The organism is Streptococcus sp. 3874, from assembly GCF_013276425.1.
Taxonomy (GTDB): Bacteria; Bacillota; Bacilli; order Lactobacillales; family Streptococcaceae; genus Streptococcus; species Streptococcus pseudopneumoniae.
In genome coordinates this window covers 1-17,901 of sequence record NZ_VMLA01000095.1, presented here as the reverse complement: position 1 = coordinate 17,901, position 17,901 = coordinate 1, and the positions used below count along the sequence as shown (strand labels likewise).

Annotated in this window: 5 protein-coding genes and 2 pseudogenes; all 7 read left to right on the top strand. The window is 42.1% G+C overall.

The genetic code is table 11. From position 1 onward, the window contains the following. Positions 1-175: 175 nt before the first annotated feature. A pseudogene (locus tag HT703_RS09185) lies at positions 176-400 on the top strand (YSIRK-type signal peptide-containing protein); the annotation flags it as partial. A gap of 98 nt (positions 401-498) precedes the next feature. After that, positions 499-6,162: a ZmpA/ZmpB/ZmpC family metallo-endopeptidase gene (locus HT703_RS09180; protein WP_205380512.1), complete on the top strand. Its 5,664-nt coding sequence runs from the start codon at positions 499-501 to the stop codon at positions 6,160-6,162. A gap of 237 nt (positions 6,163-6,399) precedes the next feature. Beyond that, positions 6,400-10,188: a sugar-binding domain-containing protein gene (locus tag HT703_RS09175; RefSeq protein ID WP_138700988.1), complete on the top strand. Its 3,789-nt coding sequence runs from the start codon at positions 6,400-6,402 to the stop codon at positions 10,186-10,188. 1 nt (position 10,189) lies between these two features. Beyond that, entirely contained in the window at positions 10,190-11,878 is a 1,689-nt protein-coding gene (locus HT703_RS09170; RefSeq protein WP_172930043.1) for an alpha-L-fucosidase, read from the top strand. A gap of 100 nt (positions 11,879-11,978) precedes the next feature. Then, positions 11,979-13,013, top strand: a complete 1,035-nt coding sequence (locus HT703_RS09165) for an Rpn family recombination-promoting nuclease/putative transposase (protein ID WP_138700986.1) — start codon at positions 11,979-11,981, stop codon at positions 13,011-13,013. Positions 13,014-13,291: 278 nt separating this feature from the next. Next, positions 13,292-13,759, top strand: a pseudogene (locus HT703_RS09160) (adenylosuccinate lyase); the annotation flags it as partial. A 1,141-nt stretch (positions 13,760-14,900) separates the two neighbouring features. After that, positions 14,901-17,901: DUF1542 domain-containing protein (locus HT703_RS09155; RefSeq protein WP_172930042.1), on the top strand; the 3,001-nt coding region annotated here is incomplete at its 3' end.

Below are 17,901 nucleotides of genomic sequence, written 5' to 3'. Positions count from 1 at the left end.
TACGGCAAGGCGACGCTGACGTGGTTTGAAGAGATTTTCGAAGAGTATTAAATAAAAATTATTGTATGTTGTTGCCCTTAACTTGGAATGATAAGGGAATAACTAGAAAGATTTGTGAATATAGACTATTTCTGATATACTAAATATACAGTAATAATGAATGATGGGAGATGGGATGGAAGAATTTCAATTTGAGAGAAAGCAGCGTTTTTCTTTGAGGAAATATGCAATAGGAGCTTGCTCGGTCTTGCTAGGAACGAGTTTATTTTTTGCTGGTATGGGTGCTCAACCTGTACAGGCTACCGCAACGAGTTCAACACTAATTTCAAGTCATTATTTGGATGAGCAGGATTTACCTGAAAAGCTGAAATCTGAGTTGCAATGGTTTGAAGAAAATAAAATTGAGGTAAAAGAGGGAAAGAATACTACTTTATCTATCGAAAATTGGCTACAAGATTACCAGAAACAGGTCTTTTTTCTAATGATGGGATGTTTATCTTGGGAGCAGGATTATTATTGCTTTCCTTCACTTTAATCAAGAGAAAAAGGGGAGCGTCTTACTTCCTTGTGACAGTCTTTGCTGTTGGTGGCTGGGTAGCATCCATCTCTGCTTTAGAAAATTTGGTAGAATTGCAACCAGCCCTTGTTAAGAGAGTAGAAGGTCAGTTTCTACCAAGTCCTGAAAGAGTCCAAGGATACGAATTTACGGGATATTATTTGGTAAGAGATAGTGCTAGTAAGGAACTTTCTGTTGATAAGGTAGAGTCGCCAGCATTATCTCAAAAGGAGGAAAGTTCAGAACCTCAATCTAAGAAGATTGTACCACAGACTGCATCTCATTTTAGCTCGACTGAAGACCTTGTGCAATCTCCTCAACCATCCTACGCAGTTGAGAAAATTGTTGAAGCTCCTGATGAAATTGTGCCTATAGGGCCTAAGGAAGAAGTTGCAGGAAATCCCAAAGTAGAACAACCGAAAGCAGAAGATAATAGTGATTATAAAACAAGTCCTGAGGAAGGTGTGTTAAATGCCACAGTAGAGAAACCAGAATTGCTAATCACTACAGAGGAGGTTGTTTTCCAAACGATAGAACAAGAAGATGCAACCTTAGCTAAAGGGCAAACTAAAGTTGTTCAAGAAGGTGTTGTTGGTGAACGCACCATCTATACGGAAGTCACTATCGTTAATGGGGAAAAATCTAGCAAAGTTATAGAAAATATAATCACAAAAGATCCGGTGGACAAGGTGATTGTAGTTGGGACTAAGGAAGAAGTTGCACCAAAACCAACACAACCTGTAACTCCAGATCTAGAGGAAAGTAGACCAGTTCAACCTGAAAAAACTCCAATAGTAGAGAATGAAACAGAGACAAAACCAGCTGATGGAATAGGACAATCAAGACCAGGAGCAGAAGAAACGCCGGGTACAGAAGCAACACCAGGAGAGAAACAAACACCTGACAAACCCAAAGCCGAGCCGAAGCAACCAGAACCAGCAAGCCCAGCCGTGGAATCAGGGGGTGAGGAAAATCAAACTCATGCCCCACAAGGTACTGAGTCTAATCAACCATCTAAAGAAACTGCTGAGACCAAAGATTCTGAACCAGCAATCCCAGCCGTGGAATCAGGGGGCGAGGAGAATCAAACTCATGTCCAACAAGGTACTGAGTCTAAGCCACCATCTAAAGAAACTGCTGAGACCAAAGATTCTGAACCAGCAACCCCAGCCGTGGAATCAGGACGCGAAGAAGATCAATCTCTTGCGGAACAAAAGGGTGAGGAGAAACAGCTGGAGAATTCAGTTGAGGGGGTAAAAGATGTTGGTGAGTCTGCCCCACAAGGTACTGAGTCCCAGCCACCATCTAAAGTAGCTGCTGAGACCAAAGATTCTGAGCCAGAAAGCCCAGCCATGGAATCAGGGGGCGAGGAGAATCAAACTCTTGCCCCACAAGGTACTGAGTCTAATCATCCATCTAAAGCAACTGCTGAGACCAAAGATTCTGAACCAGCAACCCCAGCCATGGAATCAGGACGCGAAGAAGATCAATCTCCTGCGGAACAAAAGGGTGAGGAGAACCAGCTGGAGAATCCAGTTGAGGGGGTAAAGGATGTTGGTGAGTCTGCCCCACAAGAACCCCAAAAACAACCAGAACAACCAGAACAAACGGCTCCATCTCCAGAGGTCAACCCAAGTCAAGGAAACGAACCAGAATCAGCTGTTCAGCCTGAACCCTTATCTCCCCAAGAACAGTCAGATTCACAAGAGCAACCAACTGTCCCAAGTCCAGTAACGAAAGAAAAAGTATTGGAATATAAAACAACATATAAAGCTTCACCAGCCTTAAATTACAAAGAGCAACGAGTAGAAGTAGCAGGCGAAAATGGTAAGGAAGTGACAACTACTTCTTACAGTTTTGATGAAAGTACTGGGAAAATAGTAGAAAACACTTCAACAAAAATAGAAAAACATCCAGTAGATAGAGTTGTTAAGGTTGGAAATGTAGAAGAAACAAGATCAACAACCAAAAGACGTGAACAGTTTATCGCGGATGAGTCACTTGATAAAGGGGTTAAAGTAGTTAGAGAACAAGGTCAAGATGAAGAAACAACGACTATAAGTGTTTATAAAGTAAATTCGACGACAGGAGAATTAACTGATCCAGAAGTTTCAACAAAAGTAGCCAAAGCAATGCAAGCGAAAATAACGGCAGTAGGAACAAAACCAACAGTTCAATCACAAGAAATTCCTTTTAAGACAATTTATAAAGCATCGTCAGATTTAAGTTACAATGTGCAACAAGAAGAAACACCAGGGGAGAATGGTAGCTCAGTATCAACTACAACATACACAGTAAATCAAGAAACAGGAGCTATCTCAGAAGAAACTACAACAGAAAACACTCCAGCTAAAGACAAAATAGTAAAAGTTGGAAATGTAGAAAAGATCGTGTCACCTATAGAAATCACCGAGTTGAGAAAAGATAACCCTGAACTTCCAAAAGGAAAAGAAGAGGTTGAAGATGCAGGTGAGCAAGGGGAAACAACCGTCACTAAAACTTATGAAGTTAATCCGGAGACAGGAGAGTTAACAAATCCAATTGAGAAAACTGAAATAACTAAAGCTATGCGACAAAAAGTAATCTTGGTTGGTACTAAAGAAGACACTCAAATTCCTCAGACCAAAGTAGAGACCAAAGCTGTTCCTTATGAAACCATTTATGAAAAGAATGAAGCGCTAGACCACGGCGTTACAAGAGTAAAAATTTCGGGTGTTGAGGGACAAGAACAAGTTACTACTACCTATACCAAAGATCAAGCAAGTGGCAATATTTCTGAGAGTAAAACTGTCAAAATAGTAGCCAACAAAGTTGATCAAGTTGTAGAAGTTGGAACTAAACCGAGTGTTGAAACCACTGTCCTATCTCATAAAATGATCTACCAGGTGAATCCTGCTTTGGAGTTCAGAAAAGAGGAAGTAGCGGTTGCAGGGCGTGATGGTTCGGTGGAAACTAGGACGACTTATCAACTAGACCAGGCAACAGGTCAGGTGACGGTATCTGACACCACTAGACAAGTAAATCCAGCAGTCGATAAAGTGATTCAAGTTGGTAATGTGGAAAAAGTAATACAACCGATTGCTGTTACTGAGGAGCGAAGAGAGGATTCTTCTCTTGCTAAAAAGATGGAAAAGGTAGCCTCTGAAGGAGAAGTTGGTGAGAATACACTGACCAGAACCTACGCTATCAATGAACAAACTGGTGAATTGGTTAATCCTCGAGAAGTGAGTCAAATAACAAAACCAATGAAACCGAGAGTTGTTTTAGTTGGTAGTCAGGAGGATAAACCACACATCCTTCCAACAAATAGTGAGAGAGAAGATGCTGTGGATGTGTCTGCTCTGACCACAAGCGCGAGGTCAGTAGACTTCTTACATGACAGTAAACTAAAAGAACAGTTGGAGCCTGTCTATGATCCTCGAGATATTATAACAAGGAGAATTGCGCTCAGAAAAACACACCCAAATATCACTGACCAAGAGGTCAAAGATATGTTGCGCATAGAGTATCTTCAAAAACTGTCAATCCAAGAAAGCTTTGATCAGACGAAGAGGCAAGCTGAGTCAAGTTTCAAAAAGATTGCCTCGCATACATTAGGAATTATAGGAGATACCCCTGAAAATCGCAGCAAGGTCAAACAAGAGCTGGAGCAATACAAAGAGCAGATTTTGTTGGGACTGTCTTATATCAATCGTTTTTATAATATTCAATTTGGGGACACGAATATTCGTGATATTCTGGCCTTTAATCCAAGCTCATTTGGTAATAAGACAATGACAGCCTTGGATAGTTTGAAAAAATTAGGATCCATGTCTTATGAAGAGATGAAATTGACCAATAGTCCTCAAACATTTACAAAGTATTTATCTACCATTACAGGTAAGGCTAGCTTGAAGGAATTTTTAGACAGCAATCGCCAACTCTTTACGTCAGATGATGCGGATACCTGGCTTAAAAAATCTAGCCAAGCTATGATTGTTGAAAAACCATCTAAGGAAAATCCTTCAGCGCATGTCGGGCTGTATAGCAAGTTGACAGCTGGGGAAAAGGATCCTCGTAAACAAGAGGCTAATATGGCTGCTATTTTGGGACTTTTGAATGTGAAAGAACCAAATGTTTATGTGATTAGTAATATGGCGACGATTACTTACGGTAATATTGGTTCCTATATAGATACTTCTCTCGCCCAGTCTAATCCAACTAAGTACCAGGCTGAGCTTGCTAGAGTCAAGTCTTTAATTGAAAAGGCGGCTGTACAACAAGCCAACTATGTCGATACTCTTTATCGTATAACAAAACCAGAAAATCGTGATAAGTTGCTGACAAATCGCTTGATTATTGATACGATGAAGAAATATACAAGTAATCCGAATGCCCAGATTGATAGCACTTGGTCACCAGCTACTGGTAGTGGAGCTGATAAGGGGGTCGACCAGTTTATGACTCCTATGAATTACTATTCTCCAGTAAGTAAGGTGGGAGCTGAGGCTAATGGATTAGGTGTCCGTTACTTTATAGATAGAGTTCTGGATGATAGAGGTTCAGCGACTTATTCTCATGAAATGACGCACTTACTAGATAGAACGGTCTTGTTTAATAATCACGGTCGTCGAGATGGTACAGCCGCAGAGTTTTATGCGCGTGGTATTTTTGAAAACTCCTATAATCCAGAAAAGGATACTTATTTCAATCTCAACTTTGTATATGATGAGAGTGATAAGGATGGATTTTACAATAAGACACCTGATCGATTTAAAACGGCAGAAGATTTGCAATCTTACATGAAGGGAAGTTTTGATGTCCTTTATACTCTAGATTACCTAGAAGCAGAGGCAACGAAAAATCTAACTGATGAAGAAAAAACTAAATATTTCAAGAAAATAGTTCCGATTAGTTCACCATTTAGAAGATGGATAGATTATCGTAATACAGTAATTCCAGCAACTCATAAGAGTGAGGAGATTCAAGCTCTGACCTTAGAAGATGCCAAAAACTTGACAGATATTGATAGTTTAATTGACAATCATATCCTGGTCAATCGTTATATCATTGCTGGCTTTAAGGATAAAGGTAAAATTGCACCAAATGGTTACTATACCGTTGATATGTTTGATACCATTTATGGTGTTAGTCAAAATGACTCTGGTATGAGTGGGGACATCACCTTTAGAAAACAAGCCTTTGAATTGATGGCTGCTTTGGGCTACTATGAAGGATTTGTTCCTTATGTATCAAATCAATACAAGCAAGTAGCAGAGTCTGAGAACAAGCCTTTATCTGATACTTACATTTTCAATAAAATTTTGAATGGTAAGAGCTATGCTGAGTTCAAAAAAGCACAGTTCAAGGAAAGAGTAGATAAGATTGATCAATTGAAACATTTGACAATCCAATATGAAGGTCAGCAAATAAGTCTGACAAGTCAGAAGTTAAAAGAATTGATGCAGAAAGCTGTCCAAGAGGAGTTGAAACAGATTAAGGCAGGCAAAACAACTGCTAGCACCTATAGCTTTATCGAAACACCAGTGCAAAAACTGAAAAAAGCGATTTATAAAGCTTATCTCAAAGATTCAGATGACTTTAGACAGTCGATTTACAATAGTTAAGACAAAAGGGACATCTCTCTGGAATGAACATTCAGAGAGGTGTTTTTTGCGCTTTTGTAAGGTTTGACCCTGTTTCTTGAAAATTACAGTTTGCTTGAACATGGAGTGATTTTCAGACTTTTCCACAAATTATAGAATCTTTTCTGAGTATTTAGGGAGTGATAGAGGAAATCTTGAAAGCGCTTTTGTTTTGTGCTATAGTCAAGTAAATCGAGTCGTTTAAAGAGGAATGCTTGTATGAGAAGAGAAGAAGTTTTACGAAATCACTGGTTTTTTAGTCAAGAGGTGGGGAAAGAAGATGCCTTGGCGCCGGATTTTCAGAGGGAAAATTGGCAGGCCATTAAAGTACCACATGACTGGAGTATTTACAATGATTTTGACCAGTACTCGCCAGCGCAAAATGAGGGTGGTCAGTTAAACGGGGGTCAAGCTTGGTACCGGACACAGTTTTACTTGGAAGAAGATGCCAGTCTTGTTTCGGTGCGTTTGCTCTTTGACGGGGTTTACATGAATGCCCAAGTCTATATTAACGGACAAGTGTTGGGCTATTATCCCAATGGCTACACACCCTTTTCTTATGATATCACCCCTTATCTAAGAAATGATGGGACGGCCAACCAGCTTGCGGTTTTTGTGGAAAATAAGCAACCTAGCAGTCGTTGGTACTCTGGTAGCGGTATTTATCGAGAAGTAAAATTATTGATGACAGATTCGGTGCATCTGGATTTGTATGGGATTACGATAGCAAGTCCTAAGCTAAAGGAACAAAGAGCTGGGTGGGTGGAAACCCAGCTTGAAAGCAAGGTTTCAAATAATGGGCCTCAGTCCGTGTCGGTATATTTGGAGCAGAGTATCTGGTATGATGGACAACAGGTTTCAGACTGGCAGGCGACAGACTCTCTAGTGATTGAGTCTGGAGGCAAACATCATTTCCAACAAGCCATATCAATTTTTCAACCCTTGCTTTGGGATATTGATCATCCTCACCTTTACCAATTGAAGACTCGCCTCTACAAAAATGGCATTTTGGTTGATGAAGAAGAGGAGACTTTTGGTTACCGCTATATGGATTGGCAAGCGGATAAGGGTTTCTTTCTAAATGGTCGCTGGTTGAAGATTCATGGGGTTTGTTTGCACCATGACTACGGAGCATTGGGAGCTGTGGAAAACAAGTCAGCTGCTGAGAGACGCTTGCGCCAGATGAAGGAAATGGGGGTCAATGCTATCCGAATTACCCATAATCCAGCTAGTAGTATTTTGCTGGATCTGTCTGCCAAAATGGGCTTACTTATCCAAGAAGAAGCCTTTGATACCTGGTATGGAGGCAAGAAAGAATATGATTATGGTCGCTTTTTTGAGGAAGAAGCGACTCACCCAGATGCGAAAGCAGGCGATTTCTGGTCAGATTACGATTTGCGCATCATGATTGAGCGTGGCAAGAACAATCCAGCTATTTTTATGTGGTCCTTGGGAAATGAAGTCAGCGAAGCAAATGGCGATGCTCATTCATTGAAGACGATCAAACGCTTGCTAGAAAGGGTCAAGGAAGTGGATGAGAGTCGTTTTGTGACCATGGGAATGGATCAATTCCGCTTTGGCGATGGTTCTGGAGGTCATGAAAAGATAGCCAATTTGCTGGATGTGGTGGGCTTAAATTACTCGGAAGATAATATTGACGGGATTCGCAAAAGACATCCTAAGTGGCAACTTTATGGGTCTGAAACCTCATCGGCTACCCGAACGCGTGATAGCTATTTTCGCCCAGCTAAGGAATGGGTTGGGGATAATCGCCGCGTGCGGAATTTTGAACAGTCAGACTATGGAAATGATCGAGTTCCTTGGGGGAAGACAGCGACGGCTTCTTGGATAGCAGATAGAAATCGGCTAGACTATGCGGGTCAGTTTATTTGGACAGGAGTGGACTATATTGGTGAGCCCACTCCTTGGCACAATCAAAATGACATGCCTGTAAAGAGTTCCTATTTTGGGCTTGTGGATACGGCAGGGATTCCTAAAAATGACTATTATTTCTATCAAAGTCAGTGGTTGGACCTAGATCAGTATCCCATGGTTCATATCCTACCTCACTGGAATTGGGAAATCCACAAGAGTTATCAACAAGTTGTGGATAAGTATGGGGATATCCTTGTTCGAGTGTATTCAAATGCTGGTTCAGTAGAGCTATTTCTCAATGGAAAATCTCAAGGTAGGAAGACCTTTCAGGAGAAATGGACTTCAGATGGCAGAAAATACCAAGAGGGAGAAGGTTCTGACCAACTCTATCTCGAATGGCCTTTGGCTTATCAACCGGGAGAATTGCGTGCTGTGGCCTATGACTGTCAAGGTCAGCTTGTGGCAGAAGATAAGGTGGTGACTGCAGGTAAGCCAGCCCAAATCGGCTTACATACCGAGAAAACACAACTGGAGCCAGATGGGCAAGATCTCCTCTATCTTTATTTTGATGTATTGGACCAAGCTGGAAATTGGGTGCCGACTGCTTCCAATCAGCTTCATTTTAAAATTGAAGGCCCTGCTCGTATTGTAGGTGTGGATAATGGTAGGCAGGCCAGTCGTGAACGTTACCAAGCCCAGAAAAATGCTCGGTTTCAGAGGAAAGCCTTTCATGGCAGAGGTGTACTTTTGGTTCAGAGCTTGGAGCAGGCAGGTCGAGTGAGAGTAAAAGCCAGTGCTAGAGGGCTAGAGCCAGCAAGTTTTGATCTTTTAGTGGGAGAGACTTTTGATTGCCAGCTAGTGAAAAATCAGCGCTTATTTGAGATTCGAGTGGACAAGCAGTCAGGATTACAAGAAGGGGATTCCCCAGCCATTGGACTTTATCCACAAACTGTGGATAACCCTGTGAACAAGGTGGGGAATAGTGAAGTGATTTGGGAGACGAGTGGTAGTGCCCACGCCATTATCAAGCAGGGAGTGCTTCATTGCTTGTCTGCAGGGGACTTGGCTATCAGTGCTATTTATCAAGGAAAGACCTATCAAATACATCTGCAGGTGGCAGAAAATAGCTCACTAGGGAAGCCAGTTTCTGTAAGACCACTTCGCTTGTATACAGATAGGGGGACTTATCCACAGCTTCCGTCTTCGGTCTTGGTGGACTATGAGTTTGGCGGTGCAAAACGAGTCAAGGTTGTTTGGGAGGCAATAGCCGAAGAAGATATGGCAAGCTTTCATGAGTTTACGGTATATGGCCAGCTAGAAGGGCTGGATTTAAAGGCTTCTGCTCAGGTTTGTGTCCAAGGGATTTGCGCTATTGAGCCTGAAAGGGTTTGGACGCTTGTCAAGGAAGCCCCACACCTACCAGACCGAGTTAAGCTAGTCTTATCAGATGGCAGACGAGATACGGCCAAGGTGACTTGGGATGAACTCGATCCTCAAGTCTATGCTCAGGTAGGAGAATGTATTCTTACAGGACAAGTAGCGGGCTGTGAGTTGCCAGCAACAGTCACCATTCATGTGACAGATGCCAGTGTAGATGGGGAAGTCATTTCCAATCAGTGGACAGGATCCAACCTGCCTCTGGTATTTGCTTCCCACTCAGAGCCTAATCACCCAGTCTCTTACCTCAATGACAAGGTCATTTCTCGGAAGAAATCGACAGCCAATACTTGGATTGCCAAGTCAGAGCAAGCCAGCGTGGGTCTTCTTTTTGGAGATGCAGGGATTTTAAAACCGCGATTTGTGGATAACCTGACCTTGTATTATGTCGAAAATCAAGACTACGTGGCGGTGGATCCTACCCATATCGATTATTATGTAGGGAATGAGCCTAGCTTGCCTCGGACTCCAAATCATTTGGATAAGGATTCCCTGCTCAAACAAGAGGAGAATTGGCGCCCTGTATCAGCTATCCGAAAAGTGTCAAGCGACAAGGATGAGGAGCTTCGTTTTGAATTTGACAAGGTAGAGACTTATGCCCTTCGTCTTCGATTTGAAGGCTTGACCAGTCCCCTAGCCTTAACAGAATTGCAAGTACATGCCAAAAAAGTAAAGAAAAATGTAGATAGGAAGTAGTATGGTAAGAGCAATAAAACCGCATGGGCCCTTGCCTAGTTCGACCCAGCTAGCTTATTTAGAGGATGAACTAGCAGCCTTTATCCATTTTGGCCCCAATACCTTTTATGATCAGGAATGGGGGACAGGTCAGGAGAATCCTGAACGCTTTAACTCGACACAGTTAGACGCGCGTGAGTGGGTTCGCGTACTCAAGGAAACGGGCTTTAAGAAGTTGATTTTGGTGGTCAAGCACCACGATGGCTTTGTCCTCTATCCGACGGCTCACACAGATTATTCGGTCAAGGCCAGTCCTTGGAGGAATGGAGAGGGGGACTTGCTTCTTGAAGTATCCCAAGCTGCCACAGAGTTTGATATGGATATGGGGGTCTACCTATCGCCGTGGGATGCTCATAGTCCCCTCTATCATGTGGACCGAGAAGCAGACTATAATGCCTATTATCTGGCTCAGCTGCAGGAAATCTTATCAAATCCTGCTTATGGTAATGCAGGAAAATTTGCTGAGGTCTGGATGGATGGAGCCAGAGGAGAGGGCGCGCAAAAGGTCAGTTATGAATTTGAAAAATGGTTTGAAACCATTCGTGACCTGCAGGGCGACTGCTTGATTTTTTCAACAGAAGGCACCAGTATCCGATGGATTGGCAATGAAAGAGGATATGCAGGTGATCCCCTGTGGCAAAAGGTGAATCCTGATAAACTAGGAACAGAAGCAGAGCTGGACTATCTTCAGCACGGAGATCCCTTGGGCACGATTTTTTCAATCGGTGAGGCAGATGTTTCCATCCGGCCGGGTTGGTTTTACCATGAAGAGCAGGATCCTAAGTCACTTGAGGAGTTGGTCGAAATCTATTTTCACTCAGTGGGGAGAGGAACCCCGCTCCTACTTAATATTCCGCCGAATCAAGATGGGCTCTTTGATGCAAAGGATATTGAACGCCTCTATGAATTTGCGGCCTATCGCAATGAGCTCTATAAAGAAGATTTGGCTCTGGGAGCTAAGGTATCGGGTCCTGCTTTTTTCGCAGACTTTGCCTGTCACCATTTGACAGATGGCCTTAAGAGCAGCTCTTGGGCAAGAGACGTAGGTTTGCCAATCCAGTTAGAACTCGACTTAGGATCACCTAAAACTTTTGATGTCATTGAGTTAAGAGAAGATTTGAAGTTAGGGCAACGAATCGCTGCTTTTCATGTGCAAGTAGAGGTAGATGGTGTCTGGCAGGAATTTGGCAGGGGCTTTACAGTTGGTCATAAGCGCCTCCTGCGAGGGCCGCTAGTAGAGGTACAGAAGGTGCGCGTGATGATTACAGAGACACAGGATTTACCTGTACTGACCAAGATTTCCCTCTATAAAACTCCTAGCTTATCAAAAAAAGAAGTTGTTCAGGGATTAGCATTTGCAGAAAAAAGCCTAGCTGTGGCAAAGGGAGAGACTCTTCATTTTAGGATTGAACGTAGCGAAAGTAGTACTCCTTTGGAAGCTAAGATTTCGATTCAACCGGGGACAGGTGTCCATGGTGTCGTCTATCAGGACGAGATTCAAGTCCTTCAATTCCAAGCTGGGGAAAGCAAAAAAGATTTGACCATACCAACCCTGTATTTTGCTGCCGATAAGACCTTGGATTTCTATCTGAATCTGACTGTTGATGGACAGCTGATTGATCAAGCTCATATTTTAGTTGAAACGAGATAAAATATCTTAACAACTCATTTCTTTTCCGAATAAATAGATAGTAGCAGTGAATCTAGTAAACCTAGATTTAAAAATGTGCTATAATGAAAGGAGAAGAAATATGACATTACGTCATCCGGGCATTAGCCCAACTAATGACTTGGTTGCTAAGAAAATTTTCAGCAACCCAGAAATCACTTGTCAGTTTATTCGCGATATGCTGGACTTGCCAGCCAAAAATGTGACCATTTTGGAGGGAAGCAACATTCACGTCTTGCCTTCCCTGCCGTACTCGGCACAGGATTTCTATACCAGTATAGATGTTTTAGCTGAACTAGATAATGGCACTCAAGTAATCATTGAGATTCAAGTCCATCATCAGAATTTTTTCATCAATCGCCTGTGGGCTTATTTGTGTAGTCAGGTCAATCAAAACCTAGAAAAAATTCGCCAACGTGAAGGTGACACCCACCAGAGTTACAAACACATTGCACCAGTATACGCTATCGCAATTGTGGACAGCAATTACTTTTCAGATGACCTAGCTTTTCATAGTTTTAGTATGCGCGAGGATACGACAGGTGAGGTTTTAACCATCACCAATAATGGACAAGAAAATCATCTGGTTAAGATGGCGTTCTTGGAACTAAAAAAATACAGAGAAACCAGCAAAGACGAGGTTCGCAAGCCGTGGTTGGAGTTTTTTGGTAATAAGCCCTTTACTCAGGAACCCGAGCGAGCCATCAGCCAAGCAGATCAACTGCTGGACTACAAGAGCTGGTCCGAGGAGGACAGGGAGATGTTTAGTGAACAACGCAGACGCGAAGAACAAGCCTTGCTAGCGCAGGACTATGCCTTGGAACAAGCTGAAGAAAAAGGGTTGGAGAGAGGTCGTGCAGAAGGTCTTGAACGTGGTCGAGCTGAGGGGATTGAACAAGGCATCGAAAAAGGTTTAGAGCGTGGACTTGAACGTGGTCGAGCTGAGGGGATTGAACAGGGCATTGAAAAAGGTTTAGAGCGTGGACTTGAACGTGGAAAACTTTTTGCCTTTCTGGATATGGTTCGGCAAGGACTTCTGACTTCCGAGGTTGCCAGCCATCAGCTGGGTATGAGCGTCGCTGAGTTTGAGTCGCTATTGAAAAAACATTACAAATAAGACCTAAAAAATACAGAGAAACCAGCAAAGACGAGGTTCGCAAAGCATGGTTGGAGTTTTTTGGGAATAAGCCCTTTACCCAGCAACCCGAGCGAGCCATCAGCCAAGCAGACCAACTGCTAGACTACAAGAGCTGGTCCGAGGAGGATAGGGAAATGTTTAGTGAACAACGCAGACGCGAAGAACAAGCCTTGTTAGCACAGGACTATGCCTTGGAACAAGCTGAAGAAAAAGGGTTGGAACGCGGTCGTGCAGAGGGGATTGAACAGGGTTTAGAGCGTGGTCACATGATTACAGCCTATGAGAATGTGGCTCTCTGGCATGAACACGACATTTCCCACTCATCAGCTGAGCGTATCATCACACCTGATACGACCATCTTGATTGACTACATGCTCAACCGTTTTGGAAATATCGTCAAGAACTTGACGGTCTTACCAGAAAACATGATCCGCAACATGAACGCGACTTTTGGTCTGTTCTTTAGCCAACGTGCTATGTTGACCTTGATTGAACAAGGCATGACCCGTGAGCAAGCCTATGACTTGGTGCAACCAAAAACAGCCTACTCTTGGGACAAGCAAGTAGACTTCAAACTACTTCTGGAAGCAGATCCAGAGATGACATCACGTTTGACACAAGAGGAAATCGATGAGATTTTCAACCATCTTTACTATACCAAACGAGTGGAGCCTATCTTTGAACGTCTAGGATTAGAATCATTAGAAAAAATCGAATTTCTATGACTCCATTTATAGGAGTAGCAGAACTTCGATTTTTATGTTATATCAAAGCCCTTTGCTAAAAAATATAGTAGATTGAAACTAGAATAGTACACCTCTGCTTCTAAAACATGGTTAGAAATCGATTTGATTGTCCTGATTGATTTGTCCTATTTCTATTTCATTTTACTATAGAACCGTCCCATAAGGAGGGAGATTGGAAAATCTCCAGACTAGAGAAATCAGCGACTTCCTTTGAATCTTGTTCCTTAAAGCTAGTCGTCTTTTTTCAAGTGACCTGAGTCTGCTTTAAAGCTGCCCCTACTGAAGGGAGAGCACAATCAAACTGTGCCGTAATTTCCCTGAAAGCAGCCTCGTGATGAGCCTCTACAAAGGCTTTCAATTCCTCTAAAGGAAGCTTTCGGTTTTTGATGACTCGCTCTTTCCGCTCTCAGTGTCCTTGTTCACCTCATTTCTTTTCCTAGCTGAAGAGGGTTCTGAGACCAAGGTCAAAAACCTTGGCTGCCTCGGCATGCCTGTGTTCTTCTTTGATGCCATCCAATGCTCCTTGTTTACAATCAGTAGGCTAGGTCATGCTCTTATGATAAGCTGCTTGTTTAAAACTGAGCAGCTATAGTAAGTGGTCAAGACTAGTCAAGTAGCCCCTATCTTCTGTTCTATAGCAAGCAATAAGAATAGCTAGTGATATCATTGGCTGCTTCTCTTTTTTAGGCTCTTTGCATGTTGTCATCTTCAAATGATGCCAATGAAAAAGGCGCAGCCCCTTACATTTTTTCTACTTATTTTGTGGAGGTTAGTGAAAAAAGATAGAGTTACTTTGAAAATTCAAATAATAGTTATACAAATTAATGGCTAATTGAATCCTAAAGCATCAGATTATAAGATGGAATGAGAATTGGCAATTTCTTAACAAATTCATTCATAATCAAAATTATGGATAAAAAAACCGAATAAAAATCAAAAAAATCAAAAAAATGTTTTTTTTTTTTTTTAGTAAAATATTAGCAAACAAAAAAGTTGCATATAGTTTGGTAATTATGTATCATAGTACAGGAAATCTATGCATAGAGGAGGGCTCCTTCTATAAAGAAGGAGGAGCTTCTCTTGTGTAGAAAAAATATAATCCTAAAGGAGATGTTAAGTAATGGACAAGAAAGTATCCATGAGTCGTTCTGAGCGCCTGCGTCGTGAGAAGGTCACGCGTTATTCTATTCGTAAATATAGCTTTGGTGCAGCCAGTGTGGCAGTAGCGGCTCTATTTATGTTTTTGGGGAACGGAGCAGTGTCAGCTGATGAGAATGGCGTAGACTCACAAGGAGGAGCTGCTGTGGCAGCTAGTCCTAACGGGGGGGGGGAGACTCCACCAGGAGATGGAGCAGCGTCTACTAACGCAGAAAATGGACAAGCAACAGCTGGGAATGAGGCCTCTGCAGCTAGCACTGACGAGCCTCCAGTGGTAGATATTCCATATTCTAATACTACTGAAAGAGAAATCTATGTGTATGGTGCAGAAGAAACCTCATTTGAGATCAAAATTAAAGATGATGCAGGTAAGATTAAGAGAGCTACATTACTACAAGGTGGGAATAACCGTTTTAATTCTGTAGCAGGTGAAACTGATAAAATCAATACTAAGTATGGATATACAGCCAATGAGTTTAAAAATGAAACATCAGCATCGGACGCGACACCAGCAGTTATCAGATACTCAGGTACTCCAACTCCAGACACAGGATTTACGCAAACTCAATTAGAGAATGCAACTAAAGGAGAAAACCCTCGAGGATTCCCTCTAGGTTGGCGTTATGTGCGAGTTACTGATACTAACGGTAGGGACTTTACGGGATCTAACACTGGAAAGGCTAATGACCATGCCTTTAATGTTGTACTTAAACCTCAAAATCAAAAATATGATGTTAAAGATTTAACAGGCTCTCAACGTATTACTGTTAATGATATTGATAACATTACAGAAGATGAGTTAGGAACAATTAAGTCAAGATTGCAATTAGAGTACTCTAAAACGAATACGGATGCTCGCTTGCAAAACTTAGCAGGAACAGATGTTAACAACTCGTCTCAATTGATTAAAGCAGTGGTAGTGTCTCCAACAGATTCTACAAAACTTGCTGTAACATATAATGACGGATCTGTAGATACAATCGAAAAAAATAAAGTTTTAAACGTAAGACCAAAAGGAATTATCCCGTTCTCTAATTCAGCTCAGAAAGAAATCTATGTTTATAAAGGTGAAGAAACAAATCTTAAGTTTGGTGTTACAGACGATAGTGGAAAAATTAAGGATCTTCGTATAGTACAGGCGAAAGGTGTTGTAGGGGCATCTGGTGCTGCACAAGGACAAGTTGTAAATCAGTATGGTTTAACTATGACATCACAGACGGATACTGATGGTATTAATGCAACAGAAGATAATCCAGCTATTACGAGAATTACAGGAACAGTAAATGTTCCAGGTAAACCACAATATGTAGGAACATTAATGACAAGATACCTAGTAGCTGAAGATTTAGAAAGAGCAGTATTTTCTCCACCACTTCAGAATAGTAATCTTGAGCAAGAAGGAGCTTTCAAACTTGTAGTTCGTGAACAAACTCAAAAATACGACATTGTAAGTCAAACAAACGAAGCTGATAAAATCGTAGTTTCTGATCCAGATAATCTATCTGAAGCTGATCTTACTAAAATTAAAGAGAATATCAAGGTTAAATATAGCACAGCTGATGATGCAAGATTGTCAGATAAAAATAATACAGAAGTAGAAAATGCATCAAATTATATCAAATCTGTAACACAACAAGGTGACCAACTTGTCGTTACTTATAACGATGGATCTACTGATAGTGTTCCTTTGACAAGTGTTGTAAAACTGGACAAACAACCTGCTATCGATGCGGTTAATACAGCAGCTGAGGAGCAGATTAACGCTATCAATGGTAACGCAGAAGCAACTCAAGAAGAAAAAGATGCAGCTATCGCTAAGGTAAATGCAGATAAAGAAAAAGCATTAGCAGCCATTAATGATCCTAACCTAACAACAAAAGCTGCCTTGAATCAAGCTCAGACTGAAGGGACAACCGCCATTGCAGCAGACAATCCAGTAGTAGCTAAAAAAGCTGAAGCCAAAGCGGCAATTGAAGCAGCACGTAAGGCCAAAGAAGATGCTATTAATGCAGACAGAAATCTATCAGAAGCTGAAAAAACAGCTGCTATTGCTAAAGCCAATGAAGCAGCCCGAGCAGCAACTGAGAAAATCGATGCAGCGACGACAGATGCAGCTGTAGATGAAGCGCAAACAGAAGCCACTACAGCCATTTCTAAAGTAAACCCAATCGCTAAAGAGAATGCTAAGGCAGCAGTTGCCAATGCCTTAACAGCTAAAAATGATGAGATTGATAAGCGCACAGACCTAAGTCAAGCAGAAAAAGACGCAGCTAAAGCAGAAGCCCAAAAATTAGCTGATGCAGAATTAGCTAAAATCAACGCTCAACCTGATAATGAAGATACAGAAGATGCAGCTCGAGCAACCCAAAAACTTGTGGACGCTGCAGAAGATAAAGGTGTAGCGGATGTTACCTCTGTAACTCCAGTAGCCAAAGCAGCTGCTAAGAAAGCAGTTGCAGATGAACTAGCTAAGAAAGAAGCAGAAATCGATGCTCGCCAAGATCTAACAGCTGAAGAAAAAGATGCAGCTAAGAAAGAAGCTCAAGCGAAAGCAGCCGAAGCCAACAAGGCCATCGATGCTCAACCAGAAGTAGCCGCAACACCAGAAGAAGCCCAAGCAGCTCAAGAACAAGTAGATGCTGCTAAGGAAAAAGGTGTAGAAGCGATTAAAGCTGTGAATCCAGAAACAACTGCTAAAGCAGCCGCTGACAAAGCCATTGATGACGCTCTTGCTGCTAAGAACAAGGCCATTGATGAGCGTACAGACTTGACAGATGCAGAGAAGAAAGCTGCTAAAGACAAGGCTAAGGAAGAAGCAGACAAGGCTAAGGCAGCAGTAGCAGCCGCAACAAGTGATGCAGAAGTAGCCAAAGCCAAAGAAGCCGGTGAGTCTGCAGTTGGTGCTGTGACTCCAGTAGCCAAAGATGCTGCTAAGAAAGCAGTGGCAGATGAACTAGCTAAGA